The organism is Pseudomonas sp. TE3728, from assembly GCF_056279145.1.
Genome location: NZ_JBWBQT010000001.1, coordinates 6,602,881 through 6,624,649, shown reverse-complemented (window position 1 = coordinate 6,624,649; position 21,769 = coordinate 6,602,881). Strand labels below are relative to the sequence as shown.

The 21,769-nt window shown below is 56.9% G+C and carries 22 protein-coding genes and 5 pseudogenes; 16 read left to right on the top strand and 11 right to left on the bottom strand.

Annotation, left to right across the window (positions count from 1 at the left end; genetic code table 11):
* The first annotated feature begins 57 nt into the window (after positions 1-57).
* Positions 58-612, top strand: a complete 555-nt coding sequence (locus ACZ89R_RS29455) for a lipid-binding SYLF domain-containing protein (RefSeq protein ID WP_429547278.1) — start codon at positions 58-60, stop codon at positions 610-612.
* 106 nt (positions 613-718) lie between these two features.
* On the opposite strand, the pseudogene ACZ89R_RS29450 reads toward ACZ89R_RS29455, so the two are convergent.
* A pseudogene (locus ACZ89R_RS29450) lies at positions 719-847 on the bottom strand (LysE family translocator); the annotation flags it as partial.
* A 221-nt stretch (positions 848-1,068) separates the two neighbouring features.
* Positions 1,069-2,595 carry an MFS transporter gene (locus ACZ89R_RS29445; RefSeq protein ID WP_429547279.1) on the bottom strand — a complete coding sequence of 509 codons (1,527 nt, stop codon included), beginning with the start codon at positions 2,593-2,595 and terminating at the stop codon, positions 1,069-1,071.
* 192 nt (positions 2,596-2,787) lie between these two features.
* Here ACZ89R_RS29445 and ACZ89R_RS29440 point away from each other — a divergent pair, with 192 nt between their 5' ends.
* A complete protein-coding gene (locus ACZ89R_RS29440) occupies positions 2,788-3,648 on the top strand; it encodes a LysR family transcriptional regulator (protein WP_429547280.1) in 861 nt (286 codons plus the stop codon).
* 220 nt (positions 3,649-3,868) lie between these two features.
* A complete protein-coding gene (locus tag ACZ89R_RS29435; RefSeq protein ID WP_429547281.1) occupies positions 3,869-5,002 on the top strand; it encodes an aminotransferase class V-fold PLP-dependent enzyme in 1,134 nt (377 codons plus the stop codon).
* 334 nt (positions 5,003-5,336) lie between these two features.
* On the opposite strand, the pseudogene ACZ89R_RS29430 reads toward ACZ89R_RS29435, so the two are convergent.
* Positions 5,337-5,480 (bottom strand): annotated as a pseudogene (locus ACZ89R_RS29430) (ATP-binding protein); the annotation flags it as partial.
* On the opposite strand from ACZ89R_RS29430, the pseudogene ACZ89R_RS29425 reads away from it, so the two are divergent.
* Positions 5,449-5,955, top strand: a pseudogene (locus ACZ89R_RS29425) (type 1 glutamine amidotransferase domain-containing protein); the annotation flags it as partial. The pseudogenes ACZ89R_RS29430 and ACZ89R_RS29425 sit on opposite strands and share 32 nt — an antisense overlap.
* A gap of 15 nt (positions 5,956-5,970) precedes the next feature.
* Positions 5,971-6,693 carry an SDR family oxidoreductase gene (locus ACZ89R_RS29420; protein WP_429547282.1) on the top strand — a complete coding sequence of 241 codons (723 nt, stop codon included), beginning with the start codon at positions 5,971-5,973 and terminating at the stop codon, positions 6,691-6,693.
* A 174-nt stretch (positions 6,694-6,867) separates the two neighbouring features.
* Here ACZ89R_RS29420 and ACZ89R_RS29415 read toward each other — a convergent pair whose 3' ends face one another.
* A complete protein-coding gene (locus tag ACZ89R_RS29415) occupies positions 6,868-7,797 on the bottom strand; it encodes a LysR family transcriptional regulator (RefSeq protein ID WP_429547283.1) in 930 nt (309 codons plus the stop codon).
* 155 nt (positions 7,798-7,952) lie between these two features.
* Between ACZ89R_RS29415 and ACZ89R_RS29410 the strand changes: the two genes are divergently transcribed.
* Both ACZ89R_RS29410 and ACZ89R_RS29405 read left to right on the top strand, forming a co-directional pair.
* Positions 7,953-8,711 carry a sulfite exporter TauE/SafE family protein gene (locus tag ACZ89R_RS29410; protein ID WP_429547284.1) on the top strand — a complete coding sequence of 253 codons (759 nt, stop codon included), beginning with the start codon at positions 7,953-7,955 and terminating at the stop codon, positions 8,709-8,711.
* Between the two features lie 288 nt (positions 8,712-8,999).
* On the top strand, positions 9,000-9,440 hold the full coding sequence (locus ACZ89R_RS29405; RefSeq protein WP_429547285.1) for a phage infection protein: 441 nt from the start codon (positions 9,000-9,002) through the stop codon (positions 9,438-9,440).
* Positions 9,441-9,640: 200 nt separating this feature from the next.
* Here the strand turns inward: ACZ89R_RS29405 and ACZ89R_RS29400 are convergent.
* Positions 9,641-10,198, bottom strand: a pseudogene (locus ACZ89R_RS29400) (Ppx/GppA phosphatase family protein); the annotation flags it as partial.
* Between the two features lie 183 nt (positions 10,199-10,381).
* Here ACZ89R_RS29400 and istA point away from each other — a divergent pair.
* Positions 10,382-11,896: an IS21 family transposase gene (gene istA, locus ACZ89R_RS29395; protein ID WP_429545484.1), complete on the top strand. Its 1,515-nt coding sequence runs from the start codon at positions 10,382-10,384 to the stop codon at positions 11,894-11,896.
* Between the two features lie 20 nt (positions 11,897-11,916).
* Entirely contained in the window at positions 11,917-12,666 is a 750-nt protein-coding gene (gene istB, locus ACZ89R_RS29390; protein ID WP_429545483.1) for an IS21-like element ISPsy14 family helper ATPase IstB, read from the top strand.
* 110 nt (positions 12,667-12,776) lie between these two features.
* Here istB and ACZ89R_RS29385 read toward each other — a convergent pair.
* Positions 12,777-13,160: pseudogene (locus ACZ89R_RS29385) on the bottom strand (Ppx/GppA phosphatase family protein); the annotation flags it as partial.
* Between the two features lie 198 nt (positions 13,161-13,358).
* Between ACZ89R_RS29385 and ACZ89R_RS29380 the strand changes: the two are divergent.
* Both ACZ89R_RS29380 and ACZ89R_RS29375 read left to right on the top strand, forming a co-directional pair.
* Positions 13,359-13,751, top strand: a complete 393-nt coding sequence (locus tag ACZ89R_RS29380) for a VOC family protein (protein WP_192342667.1) — start codon at positions 13,359-13,361, stop codon at positions 13,749-13,751.
* A gap of 310 nt (positions 13,752-14,061) precedes the next feature.
* On the top strand, positions 14,062-14,367 hold the full coding sequence (locus ACZ89R_RS29375; protein ID WP_429547286.1) for a panthothenate synthetase: 306 nt from the start codon (positions 14,062-14,064) through the stop codon (positions 14,365-14,367).
* Between the two features lie 175 nt (positions 14,368-14,542).
* Here ACZ89R_RS29375 and ACZ89R_RS29370 read toward each other — a convergent pair whose 3' ends face one another.
* Positions 14,543-14,878 carry a hypothetical protein gene (locus ACZ89R_RS29370; RefSeq protein ID WP_050683375.1) on the bottom strand — a complete coding sequence of 112 codons (336 nt, stop codon included), beginning with the start codon at positions 14,876-14,878 and terminating at the stop codon, positions 14,543-14,545.
* Between the two features lie 124 nt (positions 14,879-15,002).
* Complete coding sequence (locus ACZ89R_RS29365) at positions 15,003-15,392, bottom strand: c-type cytochrome (RefSeq protein ID WP_192342665.1); 390 nt, start codon at positions 15,390-15,392, stop codon at positions 15,003-15,005.
* 133 nt (positions 15,393-15,525) lie between these two features.
* Between ACZ89R_RS29365 and ACZ89R_RS29360 the strand changes: the two genes are divergently transcribed.
* Positions 15,526-16,323 carry an alpha/beta fold hydrolase gene (locus ACZ89R_RS29360; protein WP_429547287.1) on the top strand — a complete coding sequence of 266 codons (798 nt, stop codon included), beginning with the start codon at positions 15,526-15,528 and terminating at the stop codon, positions 16,321-16,323.
* Between the two features lie 411 nt (positions 16,324-16,734).
* Positions 16,735-17,328, top strand: coding sequence for an AidA/PixA family protein (locus tag ACZ89R_RS29355; protein WP_429547288.1), 594 nt, complete (start codon positions 16,735-16,737; stop codon positions 17,326-17,328).
* Between the two features lie 145 nt (positions 17,329-17,473).
* Here the strand turns inward: ACZ89R_RS29355 and yfcF are convergent, their stop codons facing one another.
* The gene (gene yfcF / locus ACZ89R_RS29350) at positions 17,474-18,106 is read right to left on the bottom strand and encodes a glutathione transferase (RefSeq protein ID WP_429547289.1); all 633 of its coding nucleotides are present in this window, start codon (positions 18,104-18,106) and stop codon (positions 17,474-17,476) included.
* Positions 18,107-18,347: 241 nt separating this feature from the next.
* Between yfcF and ACZ89R_RS29345 the strand changes: the two genes are divergently transcribed.
* From ACZ89R_RS29345 to ACZ89R_RS29335, 3 genes are read left to right on the top strand one after another with little or no spacing between them, the layout of a single operon-like run.
* Positions 18,348-18,920, top strand: coding sequence for a thioesterase family protein (locus ACZ89R_RS29345; protein WP_429547290.1), 573 nt, complete (start codon positions 18,348-18,350; stop codon positions 18,918-18,920).
* A gap of 57 nt (positions 18,921-18,977) precedes the next feature.
* Positions 18,978-19,481, top strand: coding sequence for an SLATT domain-containing protein (locus tag ACZ89R_RS29340; protein WP_123493859.1), 504 nt, complete (start codon positions 18,978-18,980; stop codon positions 19,479-19,481).
* A gap of 47 nt (positions 19,482-19,528) precedes the next feature.
* Positions 19,529-20,014 (top strand): adenosine-specific kinase, encoded by a 486-nt coding sequence (locus ACZ89R_RS29335; protein WP_123493857.1) that lies wholly within the window; start codon positions 19,529-19,531, stop codon positions 20,012-20,014.
* Between the two features lie 200 nt (positions 20,015-20,214).
* Here ACZ89R_RS29335 and ACZ89R_RS29330 read toward each other — a convergent pair whose 3' ends face one another.
* On the bottom strand, positions 20,215-21,036 hold the full coding sequence (locus ACZ89R_RS29330; RefSeq protein WP_008008512.1) for a MinD/ParA family protein: 822 nt from the start codon (positions 21,034-21,036) through the stop codon (positions 20,215-20,217).
* A gap of 285 nt (positions 21,037-21,321) precedes the next feature.
* Positions 21,322-21,708 carry a cupin domain-containing protein gene (locus tag ACZ89R_RS29325; protein WP_429547291.1) on the bottom strand — a complete coding sequence of 129 codons (387 nt, stop codon included), beginning with the start codon at positions 21,706-21,708 and terminating at the stop codon, positions 21,322-21,324.
* Positions 21,709-21,769: the final 61 nt, after the last annotated feature.

The following is a 21,769-nucleotide window of genomic DNA, read 5'->3' as shown; positions in this document are numbered from 1 at the left end:
CGAGGGGCAAGTGCTGACTGCTGCTCATATCCAATGCTCCCGTATCGGAGTACTAACATGACTCAGTCAATGCGGTTCTTCCTATCGATTGTCCTTGCGACACTGGCATCGGCCAGCTTCTTGAACACTGCTAGTGCGGCAACTGCCGAGGATCTGGATGTCGACTCTCGGCAAGCGTTGCAAACTCTGTACAAGTCCACGCCATTTGCTGAAAGTATTTCGCACAACGCCAAAGCGATTCTTGTCTTCCCGAAAATCATCAAGGCGGGCCTTGTGTTTGGCGGCAGCTATGGTGAAGGCGTGTTGTTGAAGGACAAGAAGGTAGAGAATTATTACAACTCCGTAACCGGGTCCTGGGGGCTGCAAGCAGGTGCCCAGTCGTATGGCTATGCGGTTTTCCTGATGACCGACAAAGCCGTGGACTACATACGCAAAACCAAGGGTTGGGAAGTCGGCGTAGGACCCACCGTTGTAATGGTTGATGAAGGGGTGGCGAAGAATCTGTCCAGCACGACCGTGAAGGACGATGCCTACGCGTTCATTTTCGACCAGCAGGGGTTGATGGCTGGGATCAGCATCGAAGGAACCAAGATTTCGCTGATCAAGCGCTAACACCGGTCGTTTGGCGCATGGATGCGCCAGTCCATGAATGCGCGCTCTTTAAACCATGGGGGGTCCATCCGCTGATTAAAGCGCCCTGCCCTGGCTAATGTTATTTCTACACCAGCACGGTTAACCAGGCCGACACCAGCAGCAAAAAAGCCAGTGCAGTGTTCATGCGTTTGAATGCCCGCGGCGAACCAAAAGCCCGGGCACTGCCCACGCCGAGCAACGCCCACAGGGAAACTGGCGACACTCGCCACGCCAGTCACTCGGCAAAAATTACCGCCGGACATGCGTACACCGGAGCTACCGGCGACATTGTTGGCACAGATCAGCGCCCTGCCTCAGGGACAACCGACCCACACGCTCAGACATTTGCAATTCACATACAACGCTAGCTCCCCTATGGTGCCCAGTCGTTTGTGACAGGCAACAATCGGCCAAAAGCGGTCCTTCGAATTACAGTCACAGCTGAGAATGAACGGCTTTGCTCGAACGAAAGACCAGGCAACTCGCCGCCACTAGCACCCACGCAGCAATACCGCCATACAGCATCACCCAGCCAAACCCGTGCGCCAAAGCTGCGTTGGCGACATCGACCGAAATCGTAGTCCCCTGGCCAGTCTGCGCCAACACAGTAGTGTTGCCGGCCGAAATATTCTCCGCCAGCAACCGTAGTTGCACATCATCGGGCGAGCCATTTAACTGATTGCGCAGGGAAGACAGGATGCCTTCCACCAAGATGAATCCCATAAGCGCGATGTTGATGGCAAGACTGATCATTCGAGCGCTGATATCGATGCCCGATGCCATGCCAGCACGCTCACTGGGCACCGATCCGGTGGTGGTATTGGTAACCGGCGTATTGGTCAGCCCCAGTCCGATCCCGGCAATCAGGCAGCCTGGAAGCATTGTCAACCAGCTGGCATGCGTGACACTGCTGCCCCATTTCATCAGCAGGAACCCCAGACCTATGGTGAACAAGCCTGCGGGAATCACCACGTCAGGTCGATAGCGCAGCGCCAGCCGTTCGCCTAACGGGGGGACAACCAGCGTCGGCAGCGTGTAGGCCAGCAGTGCCAGGCCGGTGCCGACACTGGCGTAGCCCAGGCTATTTTGAAAGTACAGAGGCAGGTAAATCATGAATGGCCAGAAGCTGAAGTTCATGCCTGCCGACCCTAGCAAGGCACCCGAGAAGCGGCGGATCCGGAATACAGAGAAGTCGAACATCGGATCGACATAGCGTTGCTGCGCGACGACAAAGACGATGAAGCTGACCATCGCCACAACCAGGCTGGCAATGGCCGAACCGCTGGAGAAACCCACCCCCGCTCCCTGAGTAATGAACCAGGAAAGACCTAACACTGCCAGCGATAACGAAATAATGCCCAACACATCCAGCCTGCGACGCTGCGGATCGCGTGATTCGTCGACACCGGCGATTACCAGCACCAGCGCAAGCACCGCAATGGGTGCATGCACCAGGAACACCCATTCCCAACTCGACAACGCCACGATTACTGCGCCAATAATCGGACCGAACCCCAAACCGATGCCGAACACGATCCCCCAGGCACTGAAAGCTTTGCCGCGCGCAGCTCCCGACTGGAATCGGTGAGACAGCACTGCCACCTGACAGATCAGCATGGCACCACCGGACATACCTTGCAGGAATCGGCTTGCGATCAACACGCTAGCGCTTTGCGCCCATCCACAGCCCAGTGAGGTAATGCCGAAAAGCACCAGGCTGATGACAAACACCCGCTTGCGCCCATACCGATCTGCCAGTGTGCCGGTGGCCATCAGCACCGTGGTGCAGGCGATAGTGTAGGCATTCATGATCCACTGCATATCTTTGAAATCGCTGCGCAGAACCGATTCAAGAGTGGGTAGGATTGCCGGTACGCTCGAGATTTCCAGGCCGAACATCAGCGAGGCCAGGCAAACAGCGGCTATTGTGAAAGCATCTTTTTGCGAAGAAGAGAACTGCATCGTGATCTTCCAGATCAAGTTGATGGGCACTGGCAAGACCGCTCTGAACATCGTCAGGGGGGAGACCCGATAGCCTCGCCAGCGTCACCAGACATAACTCCAAGTGACCGGCCGCATTCTGGAAGTAATTAAAAAATGACAGAAATGATTTAATTTCGTAAGTTTTATTAATATTCGTCATGAGTTGACTTAATGGACTTCGACCCAGCTCTATTGCGTGCTTTTGTCGCGATCAAGGAAACCGGTAGTTTCACTCGTGCCGCAGAGCGGCTGCACTTGAGCCAGTCAGCGATCAGTCATCAGATCCGGCGTTTGGAAGAACAGGCCGGTACCGCGCTGCTGATGCGCACCACTCGACGTTTGACGCTGACAGAAGATGGCGAAGATTTTCTGCGCCATGCCGAACAAATCCTCAGAGCACAAGACGCCCTCTCCCGGCGTTTCGAAGCGTCGCCGGTATCCGGGGCCGTGCGTTTCGGTGTGCCAGAAAATTTTATCGGCGACGGCCTGCCACCGTTACTGACTCGGTTCGCCAGACAATTTCCCGCCGTACGTCTGGATGTAACCGTCGGCACCTACCTCGATCTGCGCGCGCAGGTCGATGCCGATGGGCTCGATCTGGCCGTGGTCATGGCATTGCCGGGCAGCCAGGCCGGCGGTACCGTGCTGCGCGAAACCCGGTTTGTCTGGGCTGCTGCGCATAATTTCGACTTTACTGGCGATGCTCCTTTGCCGCTGGCGTTCTCACCAGCGCCCTGCTTACACCGCCAGGTGGCCGTAGAAGCGTTGGAGAGTTCCACCGTGGATTGGCGGGTCGCCTTTACCTCTCCAAGTCAACAAGGACTGCGGGCGGCGGTACTGGCGGGGCTTGCCGTCACCGCTCTACCGCTGGGCGATCTAGAGCCCGGTATGGTGGTGATTGACGGTCAATTTGGCCTGCCATCGCTGCTGGATGCTGATTTCAGACTTATATGGAGTGTCACGGGAAAGACGCCCGCGGCCAATGCATTTGGACAACTGCTGGTGGAGATGTCTGAGTCGCCATTGATCTAGAACAAGCGGACTGCCATTGGCATTCCAGGAATAAGTGCCCTGTTGATTGCGAATGGTTTCTTTGGATCATTTCCGGCCGCTCCTGACAGGCAGCGATCGGCCCAGAGTGTGTAAAAACCCGCTCGACAGAAGTCGCAATTCAATCCCGAGCAATCTTGTCATTTGCCAAGGCTTAGGGCAGGGTCGATACCACTGAGATCTCTGCCAAAGGAGTCACCCCATGTCAAAGCTATATCCCAGTATCGATCCCGAGGGGCTGCTCGAGTACTCAGTGGTCTACACCGACCGCTCGCTCAACCACATGTCGCAGTCATTTCAAGGCGTGATGAAGAACATTTCCAGAACCCTGAAACAGGTCTACAACGCCCAGGCTGTTGCGGTGGTCCCGGGCAGCGGCACATTCGGCATGGAAGCGGTGGCGCGACAGTTTGCCACCGACCAGCAATGCCTGGTGATACGCAACGGCTGGTTCAGCTATCGCTGGAGCCAGATCCTTGAGATGGGCAACATCCCGGCGGCCACCACGGTGCTGAAAGCCCGACCGGTCGACACTGGTCGCCAGGCTGCCTACGCCCCACCCCCTCTGGACGAAGTGCTGGCAGCCATTCACGCGCAGAAGCCGCAGATTGTCTTCGCCCCCCACGTTGAAACCTCATCAGGGATCATCCTGCCCGACGAGTACCTGCGGGCCGTCGGCGACGCCGTGCATGCGGTGGGTGGCCTGTTCGTGCTGGACTGCATCGCCTCAGGCACGCTTTGGGTTGATATGCAGAAATGCGCAGTCGACCTGCTGATCAGCGCACCGCAGAAAGGCTGGAGCGCCTCCCCTTGCTGCGCCCTGGTGATGCTCAGTTCTTTGGCCCTCGAGCGCATCGAACAGACGCATAGCAGCAGCTTCGCCTGCGACCTGAAAAAGTGGCTCCAGATCATGCAGGCCTACGAACAGGGCGGACATGCCTACCATGCGACCATGCCCAGCGATTCTCTCGCACGATTTAACGACGTGATGAAAGAGACGCAAGCCTACGGTTTCGACAAGGTCCGCGGCGAACAACAGGCTCTGGGCGATCGGGTGCGCGCAATGTTGACCGGCAAAGGTATCAAAAGCGTGGCCGCAGCCGGCTTTCAGGCCCCTGGCGTAGTGGTGAGCTACACCGATGATGCCGACATCAAGAGCGGTAAGAAATTTGCCAACCACGGCCTACAGATCGCCGCCGGAGTGCCGTTGCAATGCGACGAGCCGGCCGACTTCCAGACCTTCCGCATCGGTCTGTTCGGACTTGAAAAGCTGCACAATATCGAGCGCACGGTCAGCACCCTCGAGCAGGCACTGGACGAGGTGATGGTTAACTAAGCCCTCATCTTGCCCGCAGCACATACCGAACTTGTGAATTATGGGAAGGCATCCAGCCCTGGGCACTGCCGGCCGATGGCGCTGATCTTCGACGAATATGACGCTGGTCGCCCGGACGTCATGTTAAAACCATAAGGGAAAGCCCGTGCACGCGTCTTACTGACACGTGCGCCCTTCAGCGCTATCAGAAAAGGTTTCCAACGACGCCTTTCACGAGGCGGATGATTGGCGGCTGTATGACTTGGATCGACCCAAAGCTGACGATGGCGACAGGCAGCAATCGGTCCATTAGCAGACCTTCCAGATACCTCATTACCTTGGCGATTACTGGCCGTCAGAGACGGTGAATTTTAATCTGGAGCCCCTCCTGCTCCTCGGGTGTCCGAAAGTAGCTTGTGATCAAATCGAACTCAGCGTCGGTTGCTGCAAACTCATGCTCTGCGCGGCCATTGCGAAGATGCAACCGGCCTCGGCAAGTCGGATATGCCCATTTTGATGCCCTCTACGTGCCTGGTGGCCATGCCCCTATGCAGGACTTGATCTCGGATCCTGCCCTCGGCCGCTTGCTGCGTGCCTTCCATGCCGCTGGAAAGACAACTGCACTGGTATGCCATGGCCCAATAGCCTTGTTATCGGCACTGGATCAACCCCAAAGACTGATCGATGCACTCGAAGTCGGCGAACAAGCGGTTGAGCCGGCCGGATGGATCTACGCCGGTTACCGCATGACCGTCATCAGTAACCAGGAGGAAGAACAAGCCAAAGGCCTTTTAGGAGGCGGACAAATGAAGTTCTATCCGCAAACAGCACTGGAGCGCGCTGGCGGGCAATATCAAAGCAACCAGTCGCCGTGGACGTCCAACGTCGTGATCGATCGGGAATTGATCACCGGGCAGAACCCTGCATCTGCAGCAGCGGTCGGACAAGCCATCCTGCAACGCTTCAAGAACTGAGTCGAGGATAGCCCAATGTCGGTACGCACCTTCCTCATTACTGGGGCCAGCAAAGGCATTGGACGAGCCGTCTCCGAGCAACTGGCGCGCGATGGCCACCGTGTCGTAGGCATCGCCCGTCGGGCTAACGACAATCGATTCCCCGGCGAATTGATTGCTGCCGACCTGGGCGACACGGATAGCACTATTGATGCACTTAAGCGCCTGAATGCCCGCTATGTCTTCGACGGTCTTGTTAACAACGTGGGCTTAGTCAAGCCACAAGGAATCGCAGAAGTCGACCTGGCCAGCTTCGACGACGTCATGAAGGTCAACCTGCATCCGGCGTTGTTAGCGACCCAAGCTCTTCTGCCAGGTATGTCTGCCAGGAGATGGGGCAGAATAGTGAACATTTCGAGCCTGACGGTTCTCGGAATCCGTCAGCGCACATCCTACGCTGCCGCGAAGGCCGCTTTGATTAGCTTCACGCGAAGTTGGGCATTGGAGCTGGCGCAAACCGGGATTACCGTTAATGCGATAGCGCCTGGCCCCATCGAGACAGATCTTTTCCGAAGTGGAAACCCTGAAGGTAGCTCAGGCGAGGCCGCCTACATTGCAGCGGTGCCGATGGGGCGTCTCGGGCATCCGCATGAGGTTGCTGCCGCAGCGACCTTCCTGCTGGAAGAGCGCAGCTCTTTTATCACTGGGCAAACGCTCTACGTCGATGGTGGTGCTTCAATTGGTAGAAGCTGTTTTTAGCTTGAAGCAACAACAGTGGCCAATCGGTGATTGGCTCTCGCGCTCCATGTCCGTTTGCGGCACGAAAGCGACCTTGGGCGAAGGTCTACTTTTGGCCGACTACTACCCTTCGCGACAGGGCAGCCATCGGCCAAAAACGGTCATTCAGTTCAAGGTGCCTTGCAGTCCAGCCGACTAAAGTGTCCCCGCATGCTTTCGACCAAGGCTGTCGCCAAAACCACGGATCACCTCCAACAACGACTTCACCCGCAGCGGCAGATCCCCGGCCGGGTACACCGCATGCATCTGCGGGCTTTCACCGCCGCTGGAGGTAAGTTTGTACTCGGGACAGACCCGCAGCAGGCGCCCCGCTTCCACTTCGGGCTCCGCAATCCAGTCCGCCAGTCGGGCGATCCCGACGCCCGCCAGGGCCGCCTGTAACACTGCCGAACCGGAGTTGAAGCGAAACTTGGGATCAGCCCGAAAGCTGATGGCCCGCTCTTCACTGCGAAAATTCCACTCCTTGAGAATCCGCGGCGCCGTATGCAGGATCAGCGAGTGCGCCTCCAGCGCCTCGATGGAGTCGGGCATCCCGCGCCGCTCCAGATACCCGGGGCTGGCATACAGGTAGCGTGAATAATTCCAGAGCGGATAGCCGATTAGGTCACTGGATTGCGGATACCCGCCACGAATCGAGAAATCCAGTTTGCTCTTGGCCGGGTCGATGGTTTCATCGGTGAAAATCCCATCGACGTTCACGTCTGGATAACGCTCACCGTACTGCGCGATCAACCGGGGCAATACCCCGTGTCCGAGAAACTCGGGGGCGGAAAAGCGGACCCAGCCATAGGCCTGGCCGCTGATGCCGGCCAGGTCTTCATCCGCCTCACGTTGCAGATCCAGCATTTTGTAGGCGTGGGGCAACAAGCGTTCACCCGCCTCGGTCAAGCTCACGGCATTGGAGGAGCGATTGAACAACTTGACCCCGACACTTTCCTCCAGGGCTTGAACGGCGCGGGTCAGCGCGCTGGGGGAGCGCCCCAGTGTACGTGCCGCCGCGACGAAGCTGCGCTTGCGAGCCACCGTTGCGAAGGCTTCAAGTTCCCCCAACATATCCAATGCCATGCGCCACCTCGTTGCACTTTTCACAACGTGGTATTGCAACACATTAAAAGCCCTTCCGTTAACCTTCCTGCTCAAGGACGCAGGCAAGCCGATGCGATGAAACACGTAGAAGCCGCCGGACGCTCACCTCCCCTTCATCGTCAGAGCCTGATTTCATGGTCGATATTTTCATCCTTTGCGTGTTCGCCTTCGCCGCTGGCCTGATCGATGCGGCGGTGGGCGGCGGCGGACTGATCCAGATACCCGCGTTGTTCAACGTGCTGCCCTCGGCACAACCGGCGGCGCTGCTGGGCACCAACAAGGTCGCGGCAGCCTGCGGCACCGCATTCGCGGCCCGGTCCTTCGTGCGTAAGGTGGTGATCGACTGGGGTCTGGTGATCCCCGCCGCCTGTTCGGCCTTTGTCATGGCCTTCTTCGGAGCGGCCACGGTGTCGTCCGTCCCCCAGTCGATGATCCGGCCGGCGGTGCTGGTATTGATCGTGCTGATGGCGATCTACACCTTCTGGAAAAAAGACTTCGGCGCCCTGCACAAACCCATGCGCATCGGTACCAAGGAAAAACTGCTGGCGATCGTCATCGGCGGCGCCATCGGCTTCTACGACGGACTGTTCGGTCCCGGCACTGGCAGTTTCCTGATCTTCCTGTTTATTCGCTGCTTCGCCTTCGACTTCCTTCATGCCTCGGCGTCGGCCAAGCTGGTGAACATCGCAACCAACATAGCGGCGCTGATATTCTTCATTCCGACGGGTAACGTGCTCTACCTGATCGCAATCCCCATGGCGGCATTCAACATCCTGGGCGCGCTAACCGGCACGTGGCTGGCGGTTCATAAGGGCGTGCCCTTTGTCCGGACTCTGTTCCTGGTGTTGCTGGTGATCCTGATCAGCAAGCTGTCCTACGATCTGTTCGTGTAAACCTGAGGAAAACTACATGCATCCCGCGATCTGTAGCAGCTGGCGAAGCCTGCTGCTACAAGGAGTGCGTCACGCCTTAAACGGCTTAACTGACTGGCATTGTGCTTTGTCGTTGAGACGTGTGCGCTCATGGCGCCGGTTTGCCCGGCATGGACGCGGCACTTGCCCACGACCTTTCAACCATTGCTGGCATCGATAGTCACCATCACGTCAATGAAGTTCTCATAAAAAATCCTCGGCGTAACATCCGCTCCATACCCAACCAATAACACCCCGGAGCACACCATCATGAAACGCCAAATCATCCTCAGTATCGCTTTCTCGGTTTTTGCAGTTAACGCTTTTGCCGCGTCTTCTACTCACCCGGTTGTCGCTGAAGGCGGCTCGGATCGTCTGATCGAAAGTCGCATCGCTGAAGGGGGTTCGGATCGTCTGATCGAGAACCGCATCGTTGAAGGTGGTTCGGATCGTCTGATCGAGAACCGCGTTGCTGAAGGCGGCTCGGATCGTCTGATCGAGAACCGCGTCGCTGAAGGCGGCTCGGACCGTCTGATCGAGAACCGCGTCGCTGAAGGTGGTTCGGATCGTCTGATCGAGAACCGCGTTGCTGAAGGTGGTTCGGATCGTTTGATCGAGAACCGCGTCGCTGAAGGCGACTCGGACCGTCTGATCGAGAACCGCGTCGCTGAAGGTGGTTCGGATCGTCTGATTCAGAATCGTGCGGCATGAATGAGTGGCTTTATCGCAACACTCAACCAGAAAACCCGGCCTCATCAGCCGGGTTTTTTCATGCGTTTTTAGTGCCCGACGGGATCATCAAAGATAGTCAGCGCTGGTACTCGAGCATCGCTGACGGGTCTTCACAGTGACATTCTTTTTGATCTAAATAACAATTCTTTTTACAGCAGCGTTTTGCCTATAACAGCCATTTAGTGTTTGGACATAAGGCCATGAAGAACGCCCAACCTTAGTCCCGGTTCGGAAGGACTCATGTGCGAGATGCCGAATACCTTGAACGCCGCCAGCATGAGCACCAGGCCACCGGGCAAGATACTCAGGCGATGGGGTGGCAAGCCCGCCAATTTGAGTTGTTTAACATGCCCCACTTCCAGCAGACGCAACGATAAGCGCAACAGGCCGCCGTAGGTGATACCGCTTTGACCATTGTCATTCAAGCCATTGGCCTTGAGCACTTTGGCCAGCATCCGTGCAGTACCTGAAGAGCCAATAGTTTGCTGCCAACCCAGCGCGCGATAACGACGGGTAACTTTTTCAAACTGCAGAGTGGCTACGCGCTCGGCCTCCAGGAGCGCCTTCGCCGATATGCAGCCGCCCTGAAAGTAACGCGCGCCAAAAATGCCGCTGCCAATGGCAATGCTCTCGGTCAAGAGAGGCTGAGTGCCCTGCCCCAGAATCAATTCAGTAGAGCCGCCGCCAATGTCCACGACCAGACGCAAACTTTCTGTGCTGGGTATCGCATGGGCAACACTGCGGATTCCACGGCCATCCGGCCACCTATTCCATGAACATCCGGCCACTGATTCCACGGTGATCCGGCCACCCATTCCACGCTCATCCGGCCACCCTTAAGGCAGGCAGCAACGCAGGATTAATTCACTACCATCGACCTCTTTTATCGAAGCAGAGAGGTCGTCGTGGAGCGGTTATCCATGCGTAAGATTCGAGAAGTGCTACGTCTCAAATTCGAGGTCGGCCTATCTGCCCGCCAGGTCGCTATCAGCTTGCAAGTAGGTCGAGCTAGCGTCGGTGAGTACCTCAATCGCTTTGCTGCCAGCGGCCTGACCTGGCCCTCTGCGCTGACTGACGCCGAGTTGCAACGGCATCTTTTTCCGCCGCCGCCCGCTGTCCCCAGTGATCAACGTCCGGTACCAGACTGGGCTCATGTCCACGCCGAGTTGCGCCGCCCCGGCGTAACGCTGGCTTTGCTTTGGCAGGAATATCGACTCGCTCACCCGCAAGGCTTCCAGTACAGCTGGTTCTGCGAGCACTACCGCCTCTGGGCCGCCAAGGTCGACGTGGTCATGCGCCAGGAACATCGAGCTGGCGAGAAGCTGTTCGTCGATTACGCCGGACAGACCGCGCCGGTCATCGACCGGCGAACCGGAGAGATCCGTCAGGCCCAGATCTTCGTCGCCGTGCTGGGGGCATCGAGCTACACCTTTGCCGAAGCCACCTGGTCGCAGAAACTGCCCGACTGGCTGGGCTCACACGTCCGATGTTTTGCCTTTCTCGGCGGTACGTCGCAGATCCTGGTGCCCGATAATCTGCGCAGCGGCGTCACCAAAGCGCACCGTTACGAGCCGGATATCAACCCCAGCTACCGCGACTTGGCCGAGCATTACGGCATCGCCGTATTACCTGCTCGCTCACGAAAACCCAAGGACAAAGCCAAGGTAGAAGTCGGCGTGCAAGTGGTCGAGCGCTGGATATTGGCGGTCTTGCGCAACCGCCAGTTCTTCTCGCTGGGCGAACTCAACACGGCGATCGGCGTGCTGCTGGAGCGGCTCAACAACAAGCCCTTCAAAAAGCTGCCCGGCTCACGCCGATCAGCCTTCGAAAGCATCGACCAACCGGCACTGCAAGCGCTGCCGGAACGCCCATACATCTACGCGGAATGGAAAAAAGTGCGAGTCCATATCGACTACCACGTCGAGGTCGATGGCCACTTTTACTCGGTACCGTACCAGTTGGTGAAGCACCAACTCGAAGTGCGGCTGACCGAGAAGACCGTCGAGTGCTTCCACGCCAACCAGCGCGTGGCCAGCCATCTGCGCTCGCAGCACAAAGGTCGCCACACCACCCAAACCGAGCACATGCCCAAGAGCCACCGAGAACATGCAGAGTGGACGCCGCAACGGTTGATCCGCTGGGCGGAGCAAACTGGGCCCAACACTGCTGGCGTCATCGCCTACATCCTCGAACGCCGAATCCACCCGCAGCAGGGCTTCCGCGCCTGCCTGGGCATCCTGCGCCTGAGCAAACAGCACGGCGAAGAGCGGCTGGAAGCCGCTTGTCAGCGTGCGCTGGCACTGGGCGCGTGCAGTTACAAAAGCCTCGAATCGATCCTGCGCCAAGGGCTGGAACGGCTGCCGCTGGCCCAGCAAAACCTGCCGCTGTTGCCCGACGAACACATCAACCTGCGCGGCCCCGGCTACTACCACTGACCTGAAAAAGGAGCTTCGAAATGCTACCGAATCCGACCTTGGACAAGCTGCAAACCCTTCGCCTGCACGGCATGATCAAGGCGCTTGGCGAACAACATGCGACACCGGACATCAACGATCTCAGCTTCGATGAACGCCTGGGCTTGATGGTCGACCGGGAGCTAACCGAGCGTGAAAATGCGCGCCTGAGCACTCGTCTCAAAGCCGCCCGACTGCGCCACAACGCTTGCCTGGAAGACATCGATTACCGCAGCCCGCGTGGCCTGGACAAGTCCATGATCCTGCAACTGGGCAGCGGCCAGTGGCTGCGCGATGGCTTGAACCTGATCATCGGCGGCCCGACCGGTGTAGGCAAAACCTGGCTCGCCTGCGCGCTGGCCCACAAGGCCTGCCGGGACGGCTACAGCGTGCGCTACTTGCGTCTGCCGCGCCTGATGGAGGAACTGGGCCTGGCCCACGGAGACGGTCGCTTCGCCAAATTAATGGCCGGCTATGCCAAGACCGACCTGCTGATCTTGGACGACTGGGGCCTAGCGCCGTTTACCGCTGCACAAAGGCGCGACATGCTTGAACTGCTGGACGACCGTTACGGCAACCGCTCGACGCTGGTGACAAGCCAGATGCCGGTGGACAAATGGCACGCGCTGATCGGCGATCCGACCTTGGGCGATGCGATCCTCGACAGGCTGGTGCACAACGCTTATCGGATCGAACTGAAGGGTGAATCGATGCGCAGGCGCGCAACGAAATTGACGGCGGCAGGGGCTTAAGACTAACAATGCAAACCTGCGTCGCTGCGCTCCGACTGCCTGGCCGGATGAGCGTGGAACAGGTGGCCGGATGTTGGTGGGCTGGGTGGCCGGATGGCATGGAATGCGCAGGCAACACCGGCGTACACCAGTTGCGCCTCTTCATGCCCAGAGATGACATCTATACGAAAGCCCAGATGCCGCTCCGCGCTGGCCAGAAACAGTTGGGCATTATCGGCTTCGCGGACGGCACTGGTCGCCACTGCCCGCACGCGACCAGCCTCAAAGCCGCGCAGTTTCTTGCCAAATCGCGCGAGCGCTTGCCATCCCCGATCCAGCGCCAACTCGTCCAGCGCCCCTCCCTGAAACCCTTCCGCCAAACGGACAGGCTCTCGCAAGGTTTTCACTTCCTGGATCATGAACCCCTGATTGCGCCTGACCGACTGGCCGATCATCATGCGAAACGCATTGGACCCCAAATCAATGGCCGCAAACAGGGAGGCGTCTCCTTTCATAGGGGGATTCCTGGCAAATACATCAGCCCGCAGACGGCGTTCCGTCTGAGCGCTCAAGATGGTTTGCGAGGAGCTTGCCATTCGTTCGATGACACCGTGATGACACCCTCTAACCTTTTCGAAAGAACAGACACCGGGCAAATCTGCCTGGGTAACCGTGATTTGCCACTCAATAAACACGACAAGGAATGCCCGCTTATGAAATTTGGCTACATGATCATCTACGTCCCGGACGTTGTTGCCTCACTCCAGTTCTTTTCGTCAGCCTTCGGGCTTGGCGTGCGCTTCCTCCATGAATCCAACACCTACGGCGAACTCGAAACAGGGGAAACTGCGCTGGCATTCGCCGCCGATGAATTGGCAGCGATGAACTTCAGCACGGGGCATGTCTCGGCACACTCGTCCCCCAAACCACTTGGAATCGAAGTAGGCCTGGTGACCGAGGACGTTCCGGCAGCGCATGCCAGAGCGTTGAAGGCGGGAGCCAGCGAAATCTCCGCACCAAGCGCCAAGCCCTGGGGACAAATCATCTCCTACGTTCGATGCCCTGACGGAACGTTGGTAGAACTCTGCACACCGGTACAGCAATAATCGGGGATCGGTGAGTCGGCATCGCCTCTATAGGCGATGCTGGCGAGTCCCTCTTTGAACGTCCAAAGCCGCGCAGCATAAAGCTGCCTTCATCACAGAACGGCATGACTGCAGCCAACAAACCCTACCCCTTCGCCTCGCGCTGAATCATCAAGAACGACCGTCCGTAACTCTGCCCCGGCAGCCTCGAACCCTTCGCTATTCTTAACCACACACCACCGCTGGCACGGCTGAACGCCCGGCTTGCGGCATCATTGTCAGGAGTAAGGATCCGGGTAAGGAGCGCGCCACCTCAACAGAGTATCGAATAATGAAAATGCTACTGATGGTCGAGTTTCCCCATGAGCCTTTCAACGTGCTTGTCCGGTCGGGGAAAATCGGCGAAATCATGAACCGCGTGCTGGAAACCATTAAGCCGGAGGCGACTTATTTCACTGAGCAGGATGGAATGCGAAGTGGGATTTTTCTGATCGATATAGAAGACCCTTCCGAAATTCCCGGCTATGCAGAACCCTTCTTTCTCAACTTCCAGGCCAACTGCAAATTCCGAGTGGTCATGAGTGCGCAGAACCTGCAAGACGCGGGTCTGGAGGAGCTCGGAAAAGCCTGGGGGTGAGGTGCGATCAATGAGAGGGAAACCTGTGGCGAGGGAGCTTGCTCGCGCTTGAGTGCGTAGCACTCACAAAAATCGGCAATTGCTGTCGGACTTTTTGGGGCCGCTACGCAGCCCAGCGCGAGCAAGCTCGCTCGCTCGCCACAAGCGTGCTCGCCACAAAGGCAGAGCCTGTTGCTTACTGAACAGTTTTCAGCTTGACCACATCACCGGAGATTGTGGTGGTGTAACCGGTCAGGACCCAAGCCCAGAACCAGTTTTCCTGCACTTGGGTGTTGATCATCGCGTCACCACCACGGGCTTTGATCGCGGCGTTCTGAGCGCGGATGAAACGGTTGTTCTGCTGGATCGGGATGAGGCCGAACAGCAGGAGGCCAGTGGCGGTCGCTTCACTGTGGCCGACAACGGTGTACTGGTTGCTGTCGTACTGCTGAGTCTTCATCGGTGTGCCGGTGCAACCCGCCAGAACCAGACCGAACAGGGCTACGGCAACTACTTTGCTGAGGTAATTCACTGCGTCACTCCATTAGAAATACCCGGGATCCGTCTCTCGGGCGGCACATACTTTAACGGATGAAGTGGCTCATTGATATCAGCCATACAGCCTTTACGCGGCAAACATTTTGATGAGGCACAGATTATTGCGGCTGAAATGTCTGAAGGTAGGCCAAAAGGTTTTCGATCTTCTGCGGATCGCTCAGGCCCCAGAAAATCATCCGGGTTCCGGGGACTACTTCTTTTGGCGCTTCGATGTAGGCGGTCAGTGTTTCGCGAGTCCAGACGAGGCCTGATGATTTCATCGCCGATGAGTATTGGTAGTCCGTCGTGCTTCCCGCAGGGCGCCCGAAGATTGCATTGAGTTGCGGACCAAAAGAGCCCCGCGCCGAAGTCCCTACCTGATGACAGCCGCCGCAGATACGGTTAAACAGTTTCTGACCGGCTTCAGCATCCCCCGCCGCTTCGGCTTGCATGCTGAATAACCCGGTAGTGAGCATCAAGGCGAAGGTAAGTACGGCGGCATTTTTCATGTGGTGCTCCCAATCAGGTGTTGCTGACAGCAAAAACGGGCGGCTATTTCATCATGACTGGCTGCTACACCGAAGCCTTGAAGTTAATCTATAACTCTCTTCGTCCCTTTAACGTCGTTGCAGGAGAGCCAGAATGAAACCCGTCGAACCCTTTTATCGGGACGCCGGCAAGGGCCCGGGCGTTGTCTGCTTTCATGCCAATGCAAGTCACTCGGTGCAGTGGCGTGGACTGCAAGATCACCTGGCCGCAAAGTTTCGGGTTCTGGCGCTCGATTCGTTTGGCGCCGGCAAGAGCCCGGCGTGGCCCACCGATCGAATCGTCACCCTCAGTGAAGAAGCACGCTTCGCCGAATCGGTACTCGCCCGCGCCGGCGAACCGCTCATTCTGGTCGGTCACTCTTATGGTGGAGCGGTGGCGTTGATTACGGCGTTGCAGAACCCTGGCCGGGTGCGCGCCATGGCTTTGTATGAGCCAACATTGTTTGCCCTGCTCGACGCCGAATCGCCCCCACCCAATGAGGCGGATGCCATCCGTGAAGTCGTCGCAAACGCCGGGCTCGCGCTTGAGGCGGGTAACCTGGATGCAGCAGCCCAGCACTTCATTGACTACTGGATGGGTACCGGGGCCTGGGAGCAAACCCCGGAACAACGCAAGCCTTCCATCGCCGCCGCGGTGGCCAATGTGCAGGGCTGGGCTCACGCGTTGTTGAACGAGCCGACGCCATTGCAGGCGTTCCGCTCGCTCAACCTGCCGGTGCTTTTCATGGTCGGCAAGGATTCACCGGCATCCTCACGGGCAGTGGCGCGGCTACTGACCGGCACACTGCCGAACGTTGAAGTGGTGGAGCTCGAGGGGCTCGGTCATATGGGGCCCATTACGCATCCGGAGATCGTCAATCAGGTCATCGTGCAATTTATTGAGCGCAATTGACCTGACTGCACGCGGCTACACGCTTGGCTTCGTTCAGGTTTTTCAATGCGTGCACGAACCAATTGCGCTCTTCTCGCATTAAAAAGGTCATTTTCGAATCTACCTTAACTTGCACGCCCTGCCTAAAGTGCACCACGGGTTCCGATTTTCCCTATGCTGATTCGTCGTATAACCGTTCGGCATTAGTTAAATCACCAATGGAAATAAACACCGTTCGTCTTTTCTAGAATATTTCAAGCCCATCAATTTGACTTAGAGCCCTTTTCATCTAGAGTCCACTTCGCGCTCTTCAGAAAGCTACTCAATATCAATAAGCACCCGACTATGAGTGGAAGATCCGGGGATCGCACAACATAAACTTCATGCAACACTTGGCTAAACACTATTTACCGCAAAAACAAGGAGCTGGACATGTCTAACGACATAGTGGATATACTGGTCGCCATTGATACAGACACTCTACTTAACATGGAAGGTAAAGAATTTAAAGGAGGAATGGTATTTTCCCTCGCTAACAGTACATCAGCAGATCCCATCCAGATTGGCAGCTATTACGGTATTAACGATGGCAAGGGGCTTGACACAAAAGTCATATACATGATCGCTCCATACAGTAACGTCATCGCTTCGGAGGGAATCGCCGAACTCAATATTCAGGTAAAAGTTGGTGATGTTATCCGCTGGCGCTCGACAGCATTGTCCAAAGGACTGGACCATGCCGTCCTCCTGTATCGATACACTAAAAGCAGTGGCCAGGGAATAATTGGTCATGGGGACAAGCTTGGGCCAGACGTTTCCCCCGTATATACCTCGCCACTTCCAATTATTAACTTCGACAACCCCGGGTCTACGCCAACAAAACAGAACGTTGAAAACTTCTACTGGCAGGGAGAGGCACAAATGCAGGGCCAACTCACGTACTCCTGGGACTTCATGATTGTAGACAGCAGTAATAAAGTTCTTGGTTATTGCACATGGGACCCCTACATTACAATCAATCCTTAAGCGCATCAGCTCTTCTCCATTCAATTAAGAAGTAGAGAGCGTATAGAAACCCCGGAGGCCAACTTCCGGGGTTTTCTACATTCTGATACCGACGCGCATCACCCAGCCCTTCCATCCTGGATCATCTACGGCATCGCGGACTGGACTACAGCGCAGGACGTTGCAGTTTGACCCACTCCTGCACCGTAGGCCGCTGCCATGGACGCTGCGCGTATTCCACCAGTGCGGATGGCACGGCGTCGCCGTTGAGTATCAGCCGGTTGAGCATCAAGGCCAGGTCCACATCGGCGATCGACCATTGCCCGAACAGGTACTCGCGACCGTCAGCCAGTAGCGCTTGTGCAGCACCGATCAGTTTGCGCGCGGCCGACTCGGCGGCGGGCGACAAGGGCGCTGATTTGAGGCCATAAAACACCACCAGTGTGGAACGTTCCTGCCGGATGGGCAGCAGGTCACTGCGCAGCCACGCCTGGATTTGTCGTGCCTTCGCGCGCTGCCTCAATTCTTGCGGGTAAACCGGCGTCTGAGGAAAAACGTCTTCCAGGTATTCAGTGATCGCCGACGATTCAGACAAGGCAAAATCGCCATGCAAGAGCGTCGGTACACGCTGGGTCAGCGAGAGGCTGGCATAGTCTTCTGACTGGTTTTCGAACGCGTCGAGGTCCAGCGTGCTCAGTTCGAATTCGATGCCCTTTTCGCGAAGGGCCACGAAAACCGACATGGCATAGGGGCTGGTGAATTGAGCATCAACGTACAGGCGCAGGCGGGAATCATTCACGAGGACATCTCCATAGGGTGAGCAGACACGCTACGAGATCCAATTCCATAAAGAAAATGCATGATTTTTATGGGGGCATTCCTGAGCGGAATATCTGGTTGGCGGGCAGCCGCTGAAATGACTGCCCCAGCGCATGAATGATCCAATTGCGCTTTTCACATGAAAAAAGTCATTTGTGCACCTATCTCGCTCGCAGTCCCCGCCCTAAAGTGCACCGATCTACTCAACCCTCGGCATCCTTATGAATCTCTGGTTTCGACTGTTCCTGATGCTGTTTCGTCGCCCATGGCGCAAGCCGGTTGATGGGCTGGCCACTACCGTCATCCGCATGCGCGTCTGGCCGCTCGATCTTGACCTCAACCGGCACGTCACCAATGGCCGTTATTTCACTATGGCCGACATAGGCCGCATGGACTTCGTCCTGCGCAGCGGTGCCTACCGCGTAGCTCTGCGCCACAAGGCGGTGCCAATCGTCGGGGATACCTGGGGCAAGTTTCGTCGAGAGCTGAAGCTGTTCGAATCGTTTGAGATTCATACCCGCATACTCGGCTGGGACGATAAGTGGAGCTTTATGGAACACCGCTTCGTGAGCAAAGGACGGGTAGTTGGCGTCGTCATCATGCGGGGCCTGTTCCGCGCGGCCAAAGGCACGGTCGCACCTGCCGAGTTTGTCCGGGAGCTGGGATTGGCTGAACAGTCACCCGAGATGTCGCCGTGGCTGACAACCTGGTCGCAAAGCTGCGACGATATGAGCCGCCAACTCCGAGAGGAAGAAGGCCTGGCGCCTAAGCTTCATCCTGTCTCCGAACCCTAACAGGCGGCCAAATAGAAGCTAATATTCCTCTGAATCCCCCTGCCAAGGACTGCAACCATGAGCCGGCTCGAGCTACTGACCAAATGGAATCGCATGATCGTTCGGTTGCAGATTGAACATGAAATCAGTGCCCGGGATTTCGAGAAATTCAGCTGGAAACTGGGCATTCCCTGCGTGGTGCTGTCGGCGATCGTCAGCGCCAGCGTCTTTGGCTCGATCAGTGATTCCTCGCCCGTGTGGCTCCAATACGTAGCCGGTGTCCTGTCACTCCTGACCCTGGTGTTGAGTTCGGTTCAGACCTTCCTGAACTTTGACACCCGGGCTGCCGGGCACAAAGACACCGCCGAGAAACTCGGGGCGATATCGCGTGAGATTCAGGACGAAATCGCCAGCGGCAAGGACGAAGCGATCCTGGGCCCAATCGTTTTTGACATCCGCAAGCGCATTGATTCGATTCTGCTTGATGCGCCGACCTTGCCCAAGTCGACGATAAGGAGACTGGGGGATGTTCGCGTCTCCACAGAGCCACCGCCAGCGGGGCAAGACACCGTCCCGGCTTGATCAACGGCCAGACCTGGCCCGCAGCATCGTGAAAGGAGGCGTTTGCCATGCAACTCATCACGTTGAAAATCGACAAGCCAGAAGCGACGAACTTCATTTTGGGCCAGACGCATTTCATCAAGTCCGTCGAGGATATCCATGAAGCGTTGGTCAATGCCGTGCCAGGTATTCAGTTTGGCGTGGCCTTTTGTGAAGCCTCCGGCAAATGCCTGGTGCGCTGGTCCGGCACCGATACCGCCATGATCGAACTTGCGCAGAAAAACGCGCAAGCCATTGCCGCAGGCCATAGCTTCATCATTTTCCTGGGCGACGGTTTCTATCCGCTGAACGTGTTGAACACCGTCAAAATGGTGCCAGAGGTGTGCCGTATTTTTTGTGCAACGGCCAATCCCACCGAGGTGATTCTCGCTGAGACGGAACAGGGACGCGGGATTCTGGGCGTGGTGGATGGCTTCTGTGCCAAAGACATTGAAGGTGATGAAGACATTCTGTGGCGCAAGAACCTGTTGCGGCAGATCGGCTACAAGTTGTGATTTGAGGCTGGTTTTGAGTCAGTGAGAAACCTGTGGCGAGGGAGCTTGCTCCCGCTTGAGTGCGTAGCACTCACAAAAATCGGCAATAGTTGTCAGATTTTTGGGGCCGCTGCGCAGCCCAACGCGAGCAAGCTCGCTCGCCACAAAGGCAGGTATGACTGATGAGCGCTTAAGTGAACAACATGACAAGGCCTTGCGCCTCACCTGCCCGAATTCTGCACAAGTTGCTCAACAAAAAACTCAACATGCCCTCTCGGATGAGTGGGCAATGGCCAGGTGTCGACGTTGTGAGCCAGGGCCTGGAAGGCTTGAGCGCATTTGGAACGGGGAAAGGCTTCAAGCACTGCACGCCCCTTCTGCACGGCTTTGTGCGCACATTCATCGTTGGGTATCGCGCCGACGTATTGCAGCGAGACATCGAGGAACATGTCGGTAATCTTTTCCAGCTTGGCAAACAGATTGCGGCCTTCCGACGGACTGCCCGTCATGTTGACCAACACCCGAAAACGGTGCAGACCGTAGTTCAGGTTGAGCAGCTTGATCAGCCCGTAGGCGCCGCTGATTGAGGTGGGTTCATCGCACACGACCACCATCACTTCCTGCGCCGCGCGGATGAAGTTGACCACTGAGCCACCGATACCGGCGGCGGTATCGATCACCAGCACATCCAGCTTGTCGCCAATATCGCTAAAGGACTGGATCAGCGCACGGTATTGCGCCGGTTCCAGATGAATCATGCTCTGCAAGCCCGAAGAGGCCGGGGCAACACGAATGCCTCCAGGCCCAGGCAACAGCGCCTCGGACAGCTCGCAACGCCCTTCGATGACATCGGCCAGCGTGTAGCGCGGCGTCAGCCCCAACAGAATATCGATATTCGCCAGGCCCAGATCGGCGTCCAGCAATACGACGCGCCGCCCCATTTTGGCCAGCGCCAGCGAAAGGTTAACTGCCACCGTTGTCTTGCCCACGCCACCTTTACCGCCAGTTACAGCGATAACCTGCACGCAATGCACATCATCCATTTTGTCTTCCTTCCTTGCGCATCGTGTGCCAGTACGTCATGGCCACCGTCCAGATGCCGCAAGAATAGCTGAAAAGCGCGAAATAGCCGCGTTGTCTTCCGACGAGAGGCACTTCGCCACCTGCCATCGAACCTTTTCAACGAAAACGCCGCTAATGGGTTGATTCAGAGAATGACACTGCGCTGCTGAATGCTTGCTGGCAGATGTACCGATAGAGGCGGCTGAACTGGCGCCATACTCTCAGGCGCCCTGCTCATCCCATAGATGACGAAACGACCAAGACGTCTAAATCCAGACATCATTGATTGCGGTTCTTTCTCCGTCCTGATCACCGGTATTCAGCACGCCACGCGGCTCGATCAGTAACATCTTCACTTCTCGCTCAGCATAAGGCTTGTGTTCGACGCCCTTGGGGACGACGTACATTTCTCCCTGCCGAACCACTACGGCGCCCTGTCGAAGATCAATGCGAAGCTCACCCTCAAGGACGATGAATGTTTCATCGGTGTCGGCATGGGAATGCCAGACAAAGTCGCCTTCGATTTTCACCACCTTGAACTGGTAGTCGTTCATTTCGGCAATGACTTTGGGCGCCCATTGCTCACTGAACAAAGCAAATTTCTCGGCAAAGTTAATCGCGGTGCAGGTTGTCACGCCGGGTTGGGAATGCATTTGAATCGCCCTCACTAGACACGTTATAGAGGTCTGACTTTAGGAGAAGATCAGCACTGCG

What these genes read in the sequence shown, in the direction of transcription:
- ACZ89R_RS29455 (WP_429547278.1), top strand. Translation starts at nt 58, where the DNA reads ATGACTCAGTCAATGCGGTTCTTCCTATCGATTGTCCTTGCGACACTG.
- ACZ89R_RS29435 (WP_429547281.1), top strand. Translation starts at nt 3,869, where the DNA reads ATGTCAAAGCTATATCCCAGTATCGATCCCGAGGGGCTGCTCGAGTAC.
- ACZ89R_RS29365 (WP_192342665.1), bottom strand. Translation starts at nt 15,392, where the DNA reads ATGAAAAATGCCGCCGTACTTACCTTCGCCTTGATGCTCACTACCGGG.
- ACZ89R_RS29355 (WP_429547288.1), top strand. Translation starts at nt 16,735, where the DNA reads ATGTCTAACGACATAGTGGATATACTGGTCGCCATTGATACAGACACT.
- ACZ89R_RS29410 (WP_429547284.1), top strand. Translation starts at nt 7,953, where the DNA reads ATGGTCGATATTTTCATCCTTTGCGTGTTCGCCTTCGCCGCTGGCCTG.
- ACZ89R_RS29360 (WP_429547287.1), top strand. Translation starts at nt 15,526, where the DNA reads ATGAAACCCGTCGAACCCTTTTATCGGGACGCCGGCAAGGGCCCGGGC.
- istA (WP_429545484.1), top strand. Translation starts at nt 10,382, where the DNA reads ATGCGTAAGATTCGAGAAGTGCTACGTCTCAAATTCGAGGTCGGCCTA.
- ACZ89R_RS29445 (WP_429547279.1), bottom strand. Translation starts at nt 2,595, where the DNA reads ATGCAGTTCTCTTCTTCGCAAAAAGATGCTTTCACAATAGCCGCTGTT.
- ACZ89R_RS29335 (WP_123493857.1), top strand. Translation starts at nt 19,529, where the DNA reads ATGCAACTCATCACGTTGAAAATCGACAAGCCAGAAGCGACGAACTTC.
- ACZ89R_RS29405 (WP_429547285.1), top strand. Translation starts at nt 9,000, where the DNA reads ATGAAACGCCAAATCATCCTCAGTATCGCTTTCTCGGTTTTTGCAGTT.
- istB (WP_429545483.1), top strand. Translation starts at nt 11,917, where the DNA reads ATGCTACCGAATCCGACCTTGGACAAGCTGCAAACCCTTCGCCTGCAC.
- ACZ89R_RS29330 (WP_008008512.1), bottom strand. Translation starts at nt 21,036, where the DNA reads ATGGATGATGTGCATTGCGTGCAGGTTATCGCTGTAACTGGCGGTAAA.
- ACZ89R_RS29375 (WP_429547286.1), top strand. Translation starts at nt 14,062, where the DNA reads ATGAAAATGCTACTGATGGTCGAGTTTCCCCATGAGCCTTTCAACGTG.
- ACZ89R_RS29325 (WP_429547291.1), bottom strand. Translation starts at nt 21,708, where the DNA reads ATGCATTCCCAACCCGGCGTGACAACCTGCACCGCGATTAACTTTGCC.
- ACZ89R_RS29345 (WP_429547290.1), top strand. Translation starts at nt 18,348, where the DNA reads ATGAATCTCTGGTTTCGACTGTTCCTGATGCTGTTTCGTCGCCCATGG.
- ACZ89R_RS29380 (WP_192342667.1), top strand. Translation starts at nt 13,359, where the DNA reads ATGAAATTTGGCTACATGATCATCTACGTCCCGGACGTTGTTGCCTCA.
- ACZ89R_RS29415 (WP_429547283.1), bottom strand. Translation starts at nt 7,797, where the DNA reads ATGGCATTGGATATGTTGGGGGAACTTGAAGCCTTCGCAACGGTGGCT.
- ACZ89R_RS29420 (WP_429547282.1), top strand. Translation starts at nt 5,971, where the DNA reads ATGTCGGTACGCACCTTCCTCATTACTGGGGCCAGCAAAGGCATTGGA.
- ACZ89R_RS29340 (WP_123493859.1), top strand. Translation starts at nt 18,978, where the DNA reads ATGAGCCGGCTCGAGCTACTGACCAAATGGAATCGCATGATCGTTCGG.
- ACZ89R_RS29440 (WP_429547280.1), top strand. Translation starts at nt 2,788, where the DNA reads ATGGACTTCGACCCAGCTCTATTGCGTGCTTTTGTCGCGATCAAGGAA.